The sequence below is a fragment of the Pseudomonas nitroreducens NBRC 12694 genome (assembly GCF_002091755.1).
Lineage (GTDB): Bacteria > Pseudomonadota > Gammaproteobacteria > Pseudomonadales > Pseudomonadaceae > Pseudomonas > Pseudomonas nitroreducens.
Map to the genome: position 1 here is coordinate 135,818 of NZ_BDAI01000011.1, position 16,539 is coordinate 152,356.

17 protein-coding genes are annotated in these 16,539 nt (G+C 63.8%); 9 read left to right on the plus strand and 8 right to left on the minus strand.

Features of this window, described 5'->3' with window-relative positions; all coding sequences use genetic code 11:
• The first annotated feature begins 17 nt into the window (after positions 1-17).
• From PNI01S_RS28535 to PNI01S_RS22955, 3 genes are read left to right on the plus strand one after another with little or no spacing between them, the layout of a single operon-like run.
• Complete coding sequence (locus tag PNI01S_RS28535; RefSeq protein WP_164488258.1) at positions 18-176, plus strand: hypothetical protein; 159 nt, start codon at positions 18-20, stop codon at positions 174-176.
• Complete coding sequence (locus PNI01S_RS22950) at positions 177-1,445, plus strand: sensor histidine kinase (RefSeq protein WP_084359293.1); 1,269 nt, start codon at positions 177-179, stop codon at positions 1,443-1,445.
• Positions 1,442-2,098 (plus strand): response regulator, encoded by a 657-nt coding sequence (locus PNI01S_RS22955; RefSeq protein WP_084359295.1) that lies wholly within the window; start codon positions 1,442-1,444, stop codon positions 2,096-2,098. The genes PNI01S_RS22950 and PNI01S_RS22955 overlap by 4 nt, the downstream gene beginning before the upstream one ends.
• A 2-nt stretch (positions 2,099-2,100) precedes the next feature.
• Here PNI01S_RS22955 and PNI01S_RS22960 read toward each other — a convergent pair whose 3' ends face one another.
• Positions 2,101-3,195, minus strand: coding sequence for a GNAT family N-acetyltransferase/peptidase C39 family protein (locus PNI01S_RS22960; protein ID WP_065085242.1), 1,095 nt, complete (start codon positions 3,193-3,195; stop codon positions 2,101-2,103).
• A 139-nt stretch (positions 3,196-3,334) separates the two neighbouring features.
• Between PNI01S_RS22960 and PNI01S_RS22965 the strand changes: the two genes are divergently transcribed.
• Complete coding sequence (locus PNI01S_RS22965) at positions 3,335-4,825, plus strand: RimK family ATP-grasp domain-containing protein (RefSeq protein WP_024764463.1); 1,491 nt, start codon at positions 3,335-3,337, stop codon at positions 4,823-4,825.
• A gap of 131 nt (positions 4,826-4,956) precedes the next feature.
• Positions 4,957-6,291, plus strand: coding sequence for a sigma-54 dependent transcriptional regulator (locus PNI01S_RS22970; protein WP_024764464.1), 1,335 nt, complete (start codon positions 4,957-4,959; stop codon positions 6,289-6,291).
• 56 nt (positions 6,292-6,347) lie between these two features.
• Here PNI01S_RS22970 and fapF read toward each other — a convergent pair whose 3' ends face one another.
• From fapF to fapA, 6 genes are all read right to left on the minus strand, one after another.
• The gene (gene fapF / locus PNI01S_RS22975; protein WP_024764465.1) at positions 6,348-7,646 is read right to left on the minus strand and encodes a fibril amyloid transporter FapF; all 1,299 of its coding nucleotides are present in this window, start codon (positions 7,644-7,646) and stop codon (positions 6,348-6,350) included.
• Between the two features lie 91 nt (positions 7,647-7,737).
• Entirely contained in the window at positions 7,738-8,496 is a 759-nt protein-coding gene (gene fapE, locus PNI01S_RS22980) for a fibril amyloid subunit FapE (RefSeq protein ID WP_037013686.1), read from the minus strand.
• A gap of 35 nt (positions 8,497-8,531) precedes the next feature.
• Positions 8,532-9,212 (minus strand): fibril amyloid maturation endopeptidase FapD, encoded by a 681-nt coding sequence (gene fapD / locus PNI01S_RS22985; RefSeq protein WP_038803665.1) that lies wholly within the window; start codon positions 9,210-9,212, stop codon positions 8,532-8,534.
• Positions 9,213-9,271: 59 nt separating this feature from the next.
• Positions 9,272-10,315: an amyloid-like fimbrin subunit FapC gene (gene fapC, locus PNI01S_RS22990; protein WP_024764467.1), complete on the minus strand. Its 1,044-nt coding sequence runs from the start codon at positions 10,313-10,315 to the stop codon at positions 9,272-9,274.
• A 50-nt stretch (positions 10,316-10,365) separates the two neighbouring features.
• The gene (fapB, locus tag PNI01S_RS22995) at positions 10,366-10,953 is read right to left on the minus strand and encodes a fibril amyloid subunit FapB (protein ID WP_084359297.1); all 588 of its coding nucleotides are present in this window, start codon (positions 10,951-10,953) and stop codon (positions 10,366-10,368) included.
• Between the two features lies 1 nt (position 10,954).
• On the minus strand, positions 10,955-11,443 hold the full coding sequence (fapA, locus tag PNI01S_RS23000) for a functional amyloid chaperone FapA (protein WP_024764469.1): 489 nt from the start codon (positions 11,441-11,443) through the stop codon (positions 10,955-10,957).
• A 624-nt stretch (positions 11,444-12,067) separates the two neighbouring features.
• On the opposite strand from fapA, the gene PNI01S_RS23005 reads away from it, so the two are divergent.
• Both PNI01S_RS23005 and PNI01S_RS23010 read left to right on the plus strand, forming a co-directional pair.
• Positions 12,068-12,898 carry an undecaprenyl-diphosphate phosphatase gene (locus PNI01S_RS23005; RefSeq protein WP_084359299.1) on the plus strand — a complete coding sequence of 277 codons (831 nt, stop codon included), beginning with the start codon at positions 12,068-12,070 and terminating at the stop codon, positions 12,896-12,898.
• 17 nt (positions 12,899-12,915) lie between these two features.
• Positions 12,916-13,626: a DUF1294 domain-containing protein gene (locus PNI01S_RS23010; protein WP_024764471.1), complete on the plus strand. Its 711-nt coding sequence runs from the start codon at positions 12,916-12,918 to the stop codon at positions 13,624-13,626.
• 9 nt (positions 13,627-13,635) lie between these two features.
• Here PNI01S_RS23010 and PNI01S_RS23015 read toward each other — a convergent pair whose 3' ends face one another.
• Positions 13,636-14,541 (minus strand): LysR substrate-binding domain-containing protein, encoded by a 906-nt coding sequence (locus PNI01S_RS23015; RefSeq protein ID WP_024764472.1) that lies wholly within the window; start codon positions 14,539-14,541, stop codon positions 13,636-13,638.
• A gap of 131 nt (positions 14,542-14,672) precedes the next feature.
• On the opposite strand from PNI01S_RS23015, the gene PNI01S_RS23020 reads away from it, so the two are divergent.
• Positions 14,673-15,281: an FMN-dependent NADH-azoreductase gene (locus tag PNI01S_RS23020; protein WP_084359301.1), complete on the plus strand. Its 609-nt coding sequence runs from the start codon at positions 14,673-14,675 to the stop codon at positions 15,279-15,281.
• Between the two features lie 185 nt (positions 15,282-15,466).
• Positions 15,467-16,492, plus strand: coding sequence for an alpha/beta hydrolase family protein (locus tag PNI01S_RS23025; protein ID WP_084359303.1), 1,026 nt, complete (start codon positions 15,467-15,469; stop codon positions 16,490-16,492).
• Positions 16,493-16,539 lie beyond the last annotated feature (47 nt).

Consider the following 16,539-nt stretch of genomic DNA (forward strand, 5'->3'; position numbering starts at 1 on the left):
AGAAGAGGAGCGTCGCCATGCGTATCGCCGTCACTCTCGTCCTGCCGATCCTGCTGATGCTCAGCCTGTTCGGTTTCGATTTCCTCTACACGCGCAACGGTTACCTGCCGGCGGCGGAGCTGCGTGCGCCCGTGGCGCCGGTAGGCTGCATCACGACCTGTCGCGGCGCGCACTAGATGTCCGCGCTGTGGCGGATCAACCTGCTGGTCGGGTTGTTCTTCGCGCTACTCGCTGGGGTTTGCCTGGCGGTGCTGGTGCATCAGGGCAACGACGATGTGCGCCGTGAGATGGATGCCGCGCGGGGCGTGCTCGAGTACCTGCGTGAGGCAGCGCAGCGCGACCCGGCCAGCCTGGACCCCGACCTCACCGCCGGCCTGCGCCATGTGCGCGTGCACTGGCTGGACTCTGGGGCGCCCGCACCGCACACCGGCCTGGATGACTGGCTGGTGACTCGCCTGTATCCCGACCTGCCGGCGCCGACCCTGCTCACGCTGGCCGATGGCCGACGCGTGCAATTGAGCCTGGACCCGCGCGACGAGATCGACGAGGTGCGCGATTCGCTGGTGCAACTGCTGGTGCTGTTCGGCGTATCGCTGCTGGCCAGTCTGCTGGCGATCCGCTGGGCCGTGCAGGGGGGCTTGCGGGTGGTGGAGCAACTGCATGGTGCCCTGGAGAATGTCTCCCGTGGCCAGTTCCAGGTACGCCTGCCAGACCATGCCCTACCCGAGGCGCAGCGCCTGGCCAGTGGCTTCAACGGCATGGTCGGCGAGCTGGAACGTGCCTGCGTGGAAAATGCCGAGCTGACCCGCGCGCTGCTCGCGGTGCAGGAGCGTGAGCGCCAGCAGTTGGCCCAGGCGCTGCACGATGACATCGGCCAGTACCTCGCCGGCATCCGCGCGCAGGTATTCCTGCTGCGCAGCCTGGAAGGCCAGGACGGTATCGGATGCGTCACCCTCGACCGTCTGGAGCAGCATTGCCAGGGCCTAAACGAGAGTTTTCGTGCGCTGGTGCGCGACCTTTACCCGGTGGTGCTGGAGCGGGTCAGCCTGGAAGAGGCGCTGCGGCTGCACGTCGGGCAATGGCAGGCCAGCCAGGGGGTGAGGTGCAGCCTGCACCTGGAGCCACTGCCGGCGCTGCCGACAGTGGCGAAGGCGCACCTGTACCGCCTGCTACAGGAGGCGCTGACCAACGTGGCGCGACATGCCGACGCGCGGAGGGTTCGGGTGATCCTGCGACGCCATTGCGGGCGGCTCTACCTGTGGGTGCGTGATGATGGGCGAGGCTGCAACGGGCGGCCACGAGCAGGCATCGGCATGCGTTCCATGCACGAGCGGGCCCGTTGCCTGGGCGGCGAACTGCACCTGCGCCGTCGACCGGGTGGCGGCCTGGCCCTGCGCTTGTGGATGCCGTTGGCAACCGGTGTGATGGAAGGAGAGAGGGCGTGAAGATCCTGCTGGTGGACGATCATTTCGTGGTCCGCGACGGCGTCGCCGCACTGCTGCGCGGGCTGATCCCCGAGGTCGAGGTGAGCGAGGCCATCGATGGCGAGTCCGCCTTGGAGGCGGTGCAGCGCAGCGTGCCGAGCCTGGTGATCCTGGATATCGGCCTGCCCGGCATCAGTGGCCTGGAAGTCACCCGGCGGTTGCGCCAGCGCCTGCCACAACTGCGCGTGCTGTTCTTCAGCATGCACGACGAGCTGCCGCTGGTACGCCAGGCGCTGGACGCCGGCGCGGCGGGCTATATCACCAAGGGCGCCTCGCCGGCGGTGCTGGTGGAGGCGGTCAGGCGAATATTGGCGGGGCATGCGTACATCGAGCAGCCGCTGGCCACCCAGCTGGCGCGCCAGCCCCGGGGCGCCGACGGCCAGGACCCGCGCCTGCAGGGCATGACCCAGCGCGAGTTCGAGATCTTCGTGATGCTCGCCCGCGGCCTGCCGGTGCGGCAGGTGGCAGAACACCTGTGCATCAGCGCCAAGACGGTGTCGAACCACGTCACCCTGCTCAAGCAGAAGCTGCAGGTGGTGTCCCACGCTGAACTGGTGCACCTGGCGATCGATACCGGCGTGCTGCGGGTCGGTGGCGAAGCCATCGCCGGCTAGCGTCAGCGCTGGTAGAGGATCACCGCCGCGCGCAGCTTGCTGCGGCCGAAGCGGCTCATCTGCTCGAACTCCGCGTGGCTCACCGGGATGTGCTGGCAGTCCAGCGGCTCGCGGTGCTGGCTGTGGTCGACGTCGGGGTCGTGCAGGTAGACGAAGTCCTCGTCGCAGTCGGTGACCGTCACCCAGTGCGGCGCCTTGGAGCGGGTCAGGCGGTAGCTGCTGATCAGCACCATCGGCTGACCGCCTGCCTCCAGCGCGCTGTCGATATCCAACTGGTTGAGCAGCAGTTGCTCCACGTCGCTGCGAGCCAGTTCGGCGGCAAAGTCCTCGTGGACCAGGCGCATCACCTCGCGCTTTTCCTCGCTGCGCACGCCATCGAGGAACAACGGGCCATCTTCTGATAGCTGCAATTGCACCCGGAATCCCCGTCGGTGCGCCGCCAGCGCCAGGCCCTGCGGGCTGCAGCCGCCGTGGCCGGCGGTCATGTAGATGGTGGTCGCCTCGCGCCACAGGCGCAGTTCCTCGCTGCGCTCCAGACGGCGCTGGGGTTCCAGCGCGCCCATGGCCATCAGCAGCGCCGAGGGGCCGCAGGTGAACTCGGTGGTTTGCCGGTAGTAAGGCACGTGACGGTGCGTGCGTTCGTTGATCTGGCGGATACGCTTTTCGAAGCGCAGCGCTTCGCTGTGGTCTTCGTAATAGTCGCGCACCGTGGCAAACGGACGGTAGCCGTTACGCTCATAGAGAGCGATGGCACCGCGGTTGTCCGGCCGCACTTCCAGGCGCAGGTAGGCGCAGTCGTTCTCCAGCGCCGCGGCCTCGGCGCGGTCCAGCAACTTCTGGCCCAGGCCGATGCCGCGCGCACGCTCGTCCACGGCAATGGAGTACAGGCGCGCCAGTGACGTGCCCTGGTGGAACAGCACCAGCGCGTAGCCGAGCAGAACGCCGTCGGATTCGGCGACGGTGAGGCTGGCGTGGGCGCGGGTGATCATCCACTGGAAGTTGCGGCGGGACAGGCGGTCGTGTTCGAAACAGCGGTTTTCCATCTCGACCAGGGCGTGCAGGTCGTCGGCGGAGGCGGCGCGGAACTGGAGTTTCATAGGGTAAGCATTCGTTAATCTGCGGGGCGCACCGTGTCGGTGCTGGCTGCGAACGGGCGCGGTTCAGTGCGGTCGAAGCAGCAACCAGTATTGTCCTGGCCTATCGGCGCGGCAAGCGCGGGGCAACTTCGGAGGTGTCGTGAGCAAGCTGTTCATCATCGTGGAACGCAAGGAAGACTGGGCCTCCTACTATCCCAGTGAAGATGTGGTCAGCGCCCAGGAATACCTGGAGATGCCCATCGACGACGACAACGGCAAGCGTGTGCAGGTGATCAACCTGTGCCGCAACTACAAGTACCTGGGCCATGGCTATTACTGCTCGCTGCTGGCCGAGGCGCGCGGGCACAAGGTGATTCCGTCGGTGCGCAGCATCAGCGAGCTGGCGAAGAAATCACTCTACAGCCTGGCCCTGGAGGACCTGGAGAAAACCCTCGACAAGGCGCTGGCTGATCATCCCTACGGCAGCACCGACGGTTTCACCCTGACGCTGTACTTCGGCCGCACCGACATCGAGCCGCTGCAGGACCTGGCGCGCCAGCTGTTCGAGGCGCTGCCGTGCCCGATGCTGCTGGTGGAGTTCCGCAAGAACCGGGGCTGGCATATCGAAGGCGTGAAACCGGGGAACATCCACAAGCTGCGCGAGGACCAGGAGGAGCAATTCGCCAATGCGCTGGACGGCTTCAGCCGGCAGATATGGCGCAAGCCGCGCTCGCGCAAGCAGTACCGCTATGACCTGGCGATCCTGCACGATCCGGAGGAGGCCTTCCCGCCGTCCGATCGCAAGGCGCTGAAGAATTTCATCCGCGTCGGAAAGACCCTGGGCATCGACGTCGAACTGATCGAGAAGAAGGACTACTCGCGCCTGGCCGAATACGACGCGCTGCTGATCCGCGAGACCACCAGCGTCAGCGACCATACCTATCGCTTCGCCAAGAAGGCCGAGAGCGAGGGCATGGTGGTGATGGACGACCCGGTATCGATCCTGCGCTGCACCAACAAGGTCTATCTGGCCGACCTGCTGCGCAGCCACAAGCTGGGCATGCCGGCCACTGAAATCCTCTACAAGGACAACCCGCAGGAGCTGGAAAAGGTCGGCGAGCGCCTGGGCTTCCCGCTGGTGCTGAAGATCCCCGACGGCAGCTTCTCCCGTGGGGTGATCAAGGTCAGCAACCAGGAGGAGCTGCTCAAGGCCAGCGCCGAATTGTTCGAGCGCTCGGTACTGCTGCTGGCCCAGGAGTTCTTCTATACCGAATACGACTGGCGGATCGGCGTCCTCAACCAGAAGCCCATATTCGCCTGCCAGTACTTCATGTCCAAGGGGCACTGGCAGATCTACGACCACAGCCCTGGCGCGCAGGAAGTGAGCGGCGATTTCCGCACCATGGCCGTCCACGAGGCACCGCGCAAAGTGGTGGAACTGGCGGTGAAAACCGCGAACCTGATCGGCGACGGGCTCTACGGCGTGGACCTGAAACAGTCGGGGGAGCGGGTGGTGGTGATCGAGGTGAACGACAACCCGAACATCGACTGCGGCGTGGAGGATGTGTACCTGGGCGACGATCTCTACAAGCTGGTGCTGGAGGAGTTCGTCCGTCGGCTGGAAGTCAAGCGGCGAGGGCTGGGATGGTGAGATCGATTCGGCATTGACCTTATAGGAAAACGGTCGATGTGCGGCGTCAAGATATTGCTAGCTTTACAAACTGGAGCGCCAACCAACTGTTTTTTAAAGTTTTTCAAAATAATGGCGCCAAGGAAGGGAGCATGCTCGAGGCAGCCGCGAATCTTCGTCGCCTGCTGGTGGTTGATCCATGCGACGACTGCCGCAGGTTATTACCCGGACTACGGGCAGCAGGGTGGGAGGTAGACAGTTGCGAGCTGGATAACGCCAGCAATCGCGGCTGTGATGTCGGCCTGCTGCGTTTGCAACCCCGGCATCTCGAACGCCGGGAGTCCGTCAAGGAACTCATCAGCCGCAGTGGCACGGAGTGGATAGCCGTGCTCAGCCCTGACGTTTTGCCCCTGAACGAAGTGGGCGATTTCGTCAGCGAATGGTTCTTCGATTTTCATACCTTGCCGTTTGATGTGGCGCGGGTGCAGGTCACCCTCGGCCGCGCCTTTGGCATGGCGCGCCTGCGCGGGCGCGGCAGTGTGCACAGCGATGAGCGCGAACATGAGCTGTTGGGCGAAAGCCGCGACGTGCGCGAACTGCGCAAACTGCTGGCGAAGTTCGCTCCCACCGAGTCCCCCGTGCTGATTCGCGGCGAAAGTGGCACCGGCAAGGAGCTGGTGGCGCGCACGCTGCACCGCCAGTCGCGAAGGGCAATCCGCCCCTTCGTGGCGATCAACTGCGGTGCAATGCCCGAAGCGCTGATCCAGTCGGAGCTGTTCGGCCACGAGAAGGGTTCCTTTACCGGGGCGCATCAGCGCAAGATTGGTCGCTTCGAACAGGCCAATGGCGGCACGCTGTTCCTCGACGAGGTGGGCGATCTGCCGATGGAGCTGCAGGCCAACCTGTTGCGTGTGCTGCAGGAGAAGCAGATCGAGCGCGTTGGCGGCAGCCAGCCCATCGATGTCGATGTGCGGGTGCTGGCGGCGACCCATGTCGACCTGGAGCAGGCCATCCGCGCCGGGCGGTTCCGCGAAGACCTGTACTACCGGCTCAATGTCCTCCAGGTATCCACGTCGCCGCTGCGCGAGCGCAACGGCGACCTCGCGTTGCTCGCCAATCACTTCGCTCACCTTTACAGCGTCGAGACCGGCCGCCGGCCGCGGCGTTTCTCGGACGACGCGCTGGCCGCAATGGCCGAGCATGGCTGGCCCGGCAATGTGCGCGAGCTGGCCAACCGGGTAAGGCGCGGGCTGGTGCTGGCCGAAGGGCGACAGATCGAGGCCCGTGATCTGGGGCTGGAGCGGGAGAAGGGACGCTCGGTCCATCTGCCGCTGGTGACGCTCGAGGAATACAAGCTGGGTGCCGAGCGACAGGCCATGTGCGATGCGCTGGCCCGGCACGGCGATAACCTCAGCGTGGCGGCGCGGATGCTGGGTATTTCGCGGCCAACCTTCTATCGCTTGTTGCACAAGCATCAGTTGCGCTGAAAGGTTAGAGCTTTAAAAAAGGAAGGCCCCGAAAGGGGCCTTCCGTGTTTCTGCGGTCAGAAGTAGTAGGGGAATTTTACGCTGAAGGTGAAGTCGGGAGCGTCCGGGGTGATGCCGATGGAGAGGTTCGGCACGATGGTCAGCTTCGGGCTGACCGCGTAGGTCAGGCCCCAGTTGAAGTAGCCGGCGTTGGCATCGCTGCCCTGGATGGTCTGCCAGCTGTCGCCGTCGGGCTTGATCTTGCTCTTCTGGCTGACCAGGTCGGAGAAGGAGAACGACATGCTCATTTTCTCGTTGAGCGCGAAGGCGACGCCCGCGCCGATCTGGAACCAGTTGCCGAGGTCGACCTTGCCGCCGGTCTTCACGCCTTGGGAGGGGTCGATGTCGTCGAATGACTCTTCGAAGTTGTAGGTATAGGAGAGGCTGCCGAACAGTACCGCCGGGTCGACGGTCTTGACGATCGAGATGCCCGGGGTGATCGACCAGACGCCGTTGCCGGTGGGCAGGTCGTCGGGGACGTTGAGGTTATTGTTGCCCGGCACCTGGTGGATCTTGATGCCATACGGGTCCTTGCCGGTGGGCGCCTTGACCCGGAAGCTGGCGACCATGTCCGGACGGCTGTCGCTCTCGTCCATGAACTTGTAGGAGATGCCGACGTTGACGTCGCCGATGCGCGGGTCGCCGGTGACCGATTCCGAGGAAATCTGGTTGGTGCTGCCGCCAGCGCCGGCCGACTCGTAGGTGGACTCGCGATACACCACTGGCACGTTCACGTCGAACTGCCAGCGATTGCGCCAGTTGTAGCGGGCGGTGAGGTCCAGGGTCCAGATATCGGCCTCGATCTGGTCAACGCCGATGTTGCCGAGGAAGATCGAGTCCAGCGCCAAGAAGCCGTTGAGGAACAGCTGACGGGTATCGTAGCGGCTGTAGGTCAGGCCGGTCTCGACGCTGAATGCCCCATTGCCGAAGAAGCCGCTGGCGTCCTGGTAGATGTTCTCCACGCTTTGCGCGGGTTGCGAGTTGTCCTTGAGGGACTCGCCGTAGGTACTGCCGGAGCTGTTGCGCGGGGCGCCCTGAGCGGCAGCCACCTGCTGTTGCTGGGCGGCGGCCTTGGCCTGGTAAGGTGCCTGAATGGGTTTGACGATACCCTGAGCCTGGGCGGGCTGGCTCTCGACCTGGCGTACCCGCTGTTCGAGCACCGATAGGGCGTTCTGTTGCTCCTGATAACGCTGGCGAAGCTCCAGAAGCTCCTTCTTCAGGGCCTCCACCTCGGCTTCGCTGGCTGCCTGTGCGGTCAGCGAAGTCACGATGGACGTTGCACACACCACTGCCTGCAAACAGCTGGATTTACGCATTTCCGGCGTCCCTGGTCGTTATTGGTTTGGTTGAGAAATACGCGTGGTGATCTCAGCCTAGTTCAACTTTCAATAAACTGTAGGACGTGTCCTAGTACCCTGTGGGACGTAACGCGCGGAGCTGGTCGAGGGCGCAGTTGATGTTGTTCAGTGCCGTTGGATTGTTCTTCATCACCACGCTCAAGTTGGCCAGGTTCTGTACCAGATTGGCGTTGCCGCTGAGCGCGATGGCCTGAGCGACGCCACTGGCGCCGATGGTTTGCAGGGCGGTGCCCTGTCCGTTGGCCTGGACCGACAGTTGCAGACCGTTGTTGGCGGCCGCCACGGCGACGGTGCCGGCGTCGGTAGTGACGCTCTGGTTCAGGTTGCTGGTGCCGCTGGGCAGCGGCCCGGCGGTGTCGGCCTGCTTGACGTCGATGGTCATGTCGTTGCCGGCCTGGTTGTAGTCACCCGCGGTGCGTACGCTTTGGGCAATGCCCTGTACCTGATTCAAGCCGGCGCCGCCATTGACCTGGCCAGTGCCGGCGGGGGGCGTGGCGATCTGGTTGTTCTGCTGGCCGTTGAGCAGGGTGACGTTGAAGACGGGAGTTGCCACCGGCATTTTCGTCTGCAGGTTCATGGTGTTCTGCACCTGCATGTTGACCTGGGCTCCCAGGCTCTGTCCGTTGGCGTTCTGCCAGATGCTGGACATGGTCACCCCGAAGCTGATGATACGGTCCGGAAGGACAAACCGGCCGCGCAGTTGGGATAGTTCGAGATCGCTCAGTTCCACGGGCTGCAACAGGGTGGCCGCCGGTAACTGGAAACTTGCGGCAAGGCAGCTCGCGGCAAGCAGGAGTTGTCGTTTCATGGCGTTCTCCAGGAGCTGTCCTGCTCCGCTCATTCTCAGAAGAAGTCGCTGTGAATGAAGCCAAAGTCCATCAGATCGGCATCCCTGACGGGGCGAAAGTGGTCCAGTCGGTCTCTCGCGGTCAGGGGTTCGGGCGGGCTCAGCAAAGGGTTGTTTCGGTCATAGCCATGACCGATCACCGCGAACACGATGCCGTTCCAGCCTTTGTTGAAATCGTCGCGGGTGTACCTCTTGTGGCCCAATGCGGGGTCGCCGACGTAGACCCAGTTGTCCTGCGTCCGCTGCAGCACCACGAAGTGCTTGTAGCCACGGATTTCCATCAGGACGATCACCGGAATCTTCAATTGCTCGAGCTGATCGGCCTGGATGCGATAACCGCGGGCGCGCATGCCCATGCTCTCGACGTAGCGCTTCATATCCAGCATGGAGAAGCCTTGTTTGCGCACCTGGTCGGCGTCGGCATAGGTCAGCATGCCCTGGATCACGGTCTGCTCATCCAGCGGGGCGTTGTAGGCCTTCTCGAGGATGGTTGCCAGGGCGGCAGCGCCGCAGCTGAAGTCGGTTTTCTGTTCCACCAGATCGGCGAAGCGGCGCTCACGAATGCTCTGGACTTCCTTATAAGCGAGGTTGCCGCCAGGCAACGCAGCGAACGGCAGGTAGGCCGCGTCGGCGATTCCGGTCAGCAATAGCAACGTCAGGGCAAAGAGAGAGCGCATGGCGGCAGGTCCCGTCATTGGAAGGGGCCCCGGCCGAAGCCGGGACCCGATACGGCCACTCAGAAGGTCGACTTGCCGGCACAGGCAGAGCAACCGGCGCCGATGGACAGCGAGTTGGTCTGCTGGTTGCCGCCACCGGCTGCCACGTTGACGCCGACGTTGCCGGAGACGCCAATGATCGAGCCGTTCAACGAGGCGTTGTTCACGACGGCCTTGTTGAAGCCGGATACCACCGGAATGTAGCCGGTAGCGAAGCCGGCCAGGCCGATGGTGCCCACTTCGTCGAAGGACAGCGCGCCGCCGTTGTTCAGGCGGTCTGAAGCCCCTTGAGCCTGGCTATCCACGTCGATGTGGCCCGTATTGGAACCACCCGGGTGGGTTTCGCCCGACCAGGTATCCAGGTAGGTATCGCCGTGCTGGTCGGAGATCCCCTTGTAGCCGCCGCCTGCGACGAAGCCCATGCCGACCTGTACGTACTCGGTCTTGACAGTGGAGTTGTTGGTGGTGACGTTGCCATTGCTGGTTTGCGTTGCGCTGCCAGCTGCACTGGTGTACTGGCCGTTGGAAACGGCAGCCGCCATGTCGTTTTTCTGTTGGTTATAGTTGCCCGCGGCCACGTTGACGCCGAAGTTGCCCGAAATGCCTTGCAACGAGTTGTTGAGGCTGGCGTTGTTGGCGGTCGAGTAGTTGTCCAGCTTGTTGTTATATGCCTGTTGGGTTACAGACGTCGAAGCGTTGGCATAGCCGAAGACGAAGCTCTCGTCGGCGGTTGCCAGTGCCACGGCGTTGGCCTGCTGGTTGTTGTCGCCCGCCGCCACGTTGGCCCCTACGTTGCCCGATACGCCGCCGATGGAGCCGTTGGCGCTGGCATTGTTCTGGGTACCTTTGTTGGTGACCTGGTTGCCGTGGTTGTACTGGGCATCGGTCACGGTGGCAGTTGCGCCACCTTTGAGCCAGTCAGGAATGCTGGGCTGCTGGTGGTGCTGTTGATGGTGGTGATCGTCCTTGCCTTTGCCTTCTCCGCCCTGGTCGGCGTAAGCCGCGACGGAGAGCACTGCTGCCATTGCCATTGCTAACGGGGTCAGTACCAGTTTTGCTTTCATGGCCTTACTCCTTGCTTATTGTGCATCTAGTGTTGGGCTAGGTTGGTTGTTCAGAGTCCTCCCGCGACTCTGATGCTGAGGTTGTTGTACGACTGGTTTCCAACCCCAGCGCTCTGGTTCACCTGCACCACACCCACGCTGCCGGCGAATGCCTGATCGTCGGTATTGACGATCCGCTGGCCGGGCATGGCTACGGGGGAACCCGAGTTTCTGGTCACCGCTACGCTTTGCGCGAGGGTGCTGTCATCGAGGCTTTCCGGATGGTTCGCGGTGTTTGCCGCGCTGATCCGCAAGGCGTTGATCTGTTGGTTGCCAAGGCCTGCGCCCTGGTTGACGCCGACGACACCGCTGCCCTGGAACGAGTTGCCCCTGATGCTGGCGCTGGCATCCAACGAGGCATCGGGGTCGATCAGTTGCAGCTGTTGGTTCTGATGGGTTGAGGCGTGGGCGTTGGTGCCGTTGGCGAGTGCGCGAGCGTTGCTCTGCTGTTGCTGGTTGCCCGCAGCCTGGTTGATCGAGAGGTTGCCCACGTAGTCGCGGCCGCTGCCGTCGATTACCGCATTGTCCTGCTCGGTCTGGCTGGCGGCATGGGCCAGCAGCGGCAGCAGGACACTGGCGCAGAACACGATGGTGCGCATGTCAGCGTCCTCCACCGAGCATCTGCAACGGAGCCAGGCCACGGCCGATGGCGCCATTGATCTGGTTGGACAATCCGGCACCCGCACCACCGCCGCCCGAAGAGTGGCCGGCGTTGACATTGCCGACGGTGTTGCTGATGTTGGCCTGGGTGGTCGTCATGGCAGGCAGGTTGCCGCCCGGCAGGATCATCGCGTTGATACCCGAGCCGCTGGTGACCGAGGCGAATTCCGCGTCGCCCACTTCACTCGAGCCGAGCGTGCCGCCAACGGTGGCGTTGACCTGGGAAGAGATGTTGGTGTTGACGGTGATCGGATTCGGATCGGGCGTCATGGTCGGCCGCGTGGCGACCCTGGGTTGTACCGTGCGTTGCAGCACGATGACGCCGTTGTCTGCCTGCGCCTGATCGAATGGCTGCATGGCGATTGAGGCGACGAAACCTGCGGCCAGCAGCGAGCAGGATGCGACTCTCCTTGCGATGCTCCCCAACATGATGGCGGTTCCTTCTTGGTGCGCTGAGCCCTAACCAGCGGTACCAAGGTGGAGCAGGGGGCGTGCCGCTTTTGAACACCCATTGCTAATCAATGAGATAGCGTTCACCCCTGCGGGCCATCGAGAGGCACGTGTCACGCGGGTGATACAGAACGGCCGTACGAAACTCCTGCGCGGGCCCTAGCACGGGGCGCGGATCACCAATGAAGCGGATTCTGTTGCATCCCTGATACACAACTTTGGGCGGGGAGGGTCAAGCTGCAGCGGGCCTGCGTTTGCGGCGACCCGAGTGTTTCGTCGGACTAACACATCAGGGTATTTCCTAGGCTTTCTGGTACGAATGTGCTGAGAATTTTCAACGAATTAGGCATTTTGCATGATGGCGCGAACCGGCCCGGATCGTGGTTGTCTGCATCTTCCTGGCGACGGTGGGAAGAGATTCCTTGCGAAATTGCCAACGCTTCCTCTGCCGGCGCTGTGCAAGAGAAATTTTTGTGAATTTCATGGCGCCCGACGGCCGATGCATTAGCATGCGACGCCGTTGCGGCGCTTGCGCGCCCGGAGCAGGCAGCGGAAAAAACCATTAGAAACGTGCGAGCCAGCGTGCCTCGCGGGGGAAGTAGTATGGATCTGTGGAGCGCCTTTCAGGCCTTCATTCTTGGCGTGGTCGAGGGGCTTACCGAGTTCCTGCCGATCTCCAGCACCGGCCACCAGATCATCGTGGCGGATATCATCGGCTTTGGCGGCGAACGTGCCGACGCCTTCAACATCATCATCCAGCTCGCCGCCATCCTTGCGGTGGTCTGGGAGTTCCGCCGCAAGATCCTCGACATCATCTTTGGCCTGCCCAGCCAGCCCAGGGCGCAACGCTTCACCCTCAACCTGCTGATCGCCTTCTTCCCCGCCGTAGTGCTGGGTATGGCTTTCGCCGACTACATCCACCATTACCTGTTCAACCCGATCACCGTGGCCGTGGCCCTGGTAGTGGGCGGCGTGATCATGCTCTGGGCGGAGAAGCGCCAGCACGTGATCCACGCCGAAACCGTCGACGACATGACCTGGAAGGAAGCCCTGAAGGTCGGTTTCTGCCAGTGTCTGGCGCTGATCCCTGGCACCTCGCGCTCCGGCGCCACCATCATCGGCGGCCTGCTGTTCGGCCTGTCGCGCAAGGCCGCCACCGAGTTCTCCTTCTTCCTCGCCATGCCCACCATGGTCGGCGCCGCGGTCTATTCCGGCTACAAGTATCGCGATGTCTTCCAGCCGGCGGATCTACCGGTGTTCGCGGTGGGCTTCGTCACCTCGTTCATCTTCGCGATGATCGCCGTGCGCGGCCTGCTCAAGTTCATCGCCAACCACAGCTATGCGGCTTTCGCCTGGTACCGTATCGTGTTCGGCCTGCTGATCCTGGCAACCTGGCAGTTCGCCCTGATCGACTGGAGCAGCGTCAAACCCTGATCCGATAGCGAGTGAACGTGGAAAAGAACGGCATCATCAGCCGCTGGGACGATGACAAGGGCTTCGGCTTCATCCGTCCCCAGGCCGGCGGCAGGGAAGTCTTCCTGCACATTTCCGACTTCCGCGGCGACCGCCGTCCGGAAGCGGGCGACCAGGTGTGTTACATCGAAGGCGCAGGCAAGGACGGCCGCCCGCGCGCCGATCACGCCAGGCTGGCCGGGTTGGCCATCGATACCCCGGCCATACGCCGCAATCCTGCTCCCGCCGCCACCCGCGAGCGCGTCCGCAGCGGTCGCGAAGTGGCTTTCCCGAGTGCGCCGAAGCGCTCGCTGGGGCGGGCGCTGGCGGTTCTCGCGGTGCTGCTGGCGCTACCCGTCATCGGCTCGCTGCTCTGGCTGAAGGACGGCTACTTCATCTGGTTCCTGCTGCTCTATCCCGCCTTCAGCGCGCTGGCTTTCCTTGCCTACTGGCGCGACAAACGCAGCGCCGAACGCAACGGCTGGCGCACCCCCGAACAGAGCCTGCACCTGCTGGAGCTGCTCGGCGGCTGGCCCGGCGCCTTCCTCGCCCAGCAGGTATTCCGTCACAAGACCCGTAAGCTGTCGTTCCAGCTGGTGTTCTGGGCCATCGTCCTGCTGCACCAGTTGTTCTGGATTGACTGGCTCAGCGGCGGCCGTCTGCTGGGTTGGGTCGGCGCATTGATGGGGCTGGGCGCGAATCCCGCCTAAGCGCAGTCGTCAGACCGGCCAATCGTCCTTGGAGAAGCCTTCCTCCAGGTAATCGAGCAGCGCCCGAACCGCCGGGAGAATGCCGCGCCGGTGCGGATAAACCGCCTGCAGGTAGGCCTCCGGCTCGCTCCAGGCGGGCAGCACGCGCACCAGGCGACCGTCCTCCAGTTCCTCGGTGCAGTAGTGCAATGGCAGCAGGGTCACCCCCAGCCCCGCCAGCGCGACGTTCTTGCGCAGGTTGAAGTCCTCCACCGCCAGACGCGCTTCCAGCGCCACTTCCTTCACTTCTCCCTCGGGGCCGGTCAGTTTCATGTGCACGCGGCGGTCATTGTCGATGGCGCCAAGGACGGGCAGGGTGGCCAGGTCTTCCGGCGTGCGCAACTTGACGCCCTTGAGCAGTGACGGCGCCGCCACCAGCGCGGTCTTCGCCAGGCGCAGGCGCCGCGAGATCAGCGACAGGTCCTCGTCTCCCGGCGCCCGCACCCGCAGGGCGACATCGATGCTTTCGTTGAGCAGGTCGACGCGGCGGTTGGTCAGCATCAGCTCCAGGTTCACCTGCGGATAGGCGGCGAGAAAGCCCGGCAGCATCTCGTTCAGCGAGGTTTCCGCCAGCGCCACCGGGCACGACAGCCTCACCCGTCCGCGCGGTTCCGCACTGAGTTGTGCGGCCACCTCGTCCGCCATCTCGGCTTCCACCAGCATCGCCTGGCAGTGCCGGTAATAGCGCTCGCCCAGGTCGGTGAGTGCCAGTTTGCGGGTAGTGCGTTGCAGCAGGCGCACATTCAAGCGCGCTTCCAGCTCTGCTACTCGCCGCGAGAGGCGCGACTTCGGCAAGCCCAACAGGCGTCCGGCGGCGGCGAATCCACCAGCCTCCACCACCTTGGCGAAATAGAAGAGGTCATTGAGGTCCTGCATGGGATTGTCCTGCTGGTGAGACGAATAATTGCATTTTTGCCGACTTATCGAAGATTGGCTACATGCGTAGTCTTGCCTTCAACGACGAATTCCTCCGCCAATTCCCCTGGCACCTTCTCTGGAGAACACACATGAAACTGCTGCACATCGATTCGAGCATCCTCGGCGACAACTCCGCTTCCCGCCAACTGAGCGCCGAACTGGTCGCTGCCTGGGCCGCCGCCGAGCAGGGCGTCGAAGTCACCTATCGCGATCTCGCTGCTGACGCCATCAGCCACCTGTCCGCCGCCAGCCTGGTTGCCGCCGGCACTCCGGCAGAACTGCGCGACGCCGCGCAGAAGCACGAAGCCGCCCTGGGCGAGCAAAGCATCGAAGAATTCCTGGCTGCCGACGCCATCGTCATTGGCGCGCCGATGTACAACTTCTCGATCCCCAGCCAGCTGAAGGCCTGGATCGATCGCATCGCCGTTGCCGGCAAGACCTTCCGCTACACCGAGAGCGGCCCGGAAGGCCTGGCTGGCGGCAAGAAAGTCATCATCGTCTCCACCGCCGGCGGCATCCATGCCGGCCAACCCAGCGGTGTCGCCCACGAGAACTACCTCGAGCTGGTGCTGAACTTCCTCGGTATCACTGACATCGAGGTCGTGCGCGCCGAAGGTCTGGCCTACGGTGACGAGCCGCGCCGCAACGCCATTGCCGGCGCCCAGGCGAGCATTGCCAGCCAGTTCGCCGCTGCCTGAGTAACGCCGCTGAAAAAAGCCCCGCATTGCGGGGCTTTTTCTTTTGCCGTCCGTCTGCCGTTTCAGGGCGCTGAAAACTGGCGCGTACTATGCAGATATTTCCGTTTGGCGGTGCCCGGCGGCTTTTTTTCCTGCGACATGCCCCGTGGCGCCTGATCTGGAGTCGTTACGGGACGGTGTGCACCATGGCGAGGCGCCTGCTCTGGGTTCTTCTGCTCGTTACTTTCGGTACCGCGGTCAGTACCTCCAGCTGGGCCTCTTCCGGTTGGGGCGTCGGATTCCATCGCCTTCAGGTGAGCGACCCGCTGGATCAGCAGCCGATGAAGGCCATCGCCTTCTACCCGACGCGAGCCGCCGAACAGCCCCTGCACCTGGGCAATTTCATCCTCGACGTCGCCTATGAAGGCAAGACCGCCAACGGGCGCTTCCCGCTGCTGGTGATGTCCCACGGCAACTACGGCACGCCGCTGGCCCATCGCGACCTGATCGAGGCGCTGGTGCGCAAGGGCTTCGTGGTGGTGACGCTGCTGCATCCCGGCGACAACCTGCATGACCACAGCCGCCTGGGCGCGCTGAGCAATCTCTACGGGCGGCCGCTGCAGGTTTCCGAAACCATCAGCGCCGCGCTGCTCGATCCGCAGATCGCGGCCATTGTCGACCCGCGCAAGGTCGGTGTGATCGGCTATTCCGCCGGCGGTGAGACCGCCCTGATCCTGGCCGGCGCTCAGCCGCGCCTGGAGCGGCTGATCAAGTACTGCCAGCAGCGCCCGGACGACCGTGATGCCTGCAGCGAGAAGGGGGAAGTGCGCGCCGACCGCAGCGACCTGGTGCCCATGGCCGACCCGCGCGTTGGCGCCTTGCTCCTGCTCGCGCCGCTGAGCCTGATGTATGGCGCCCATGAGCTGGAAGACGTGCAGGTGCCGGTACTGCTCTACACCGGCAATGACGACCATATCCTCGACTGGAAGAAGAATGCCGCCGCACTGGCTCGCAAGCTGCCACAGCAGGCGGACCTGCGGGTGCTGGATGGGGCAGGGCACTTCGTGTTCATGTCGCCCTGTTCGGAAGAAGAAAAAGAAGCCACGCCGGACCTGTGCACTGACACCCAGGGACTCGATCGCCAGGCCATCCACCGTGACCTGGTCGCTTCGGCGGCGGAGTTCTTCGACGTCAGCCTGGGTAGCGCAACGATGCAGACGTCGGGACGCTGATGCAAGGAATCCCGACCAGAATGCGCCCAAGAAAAAGCCCCGCACAG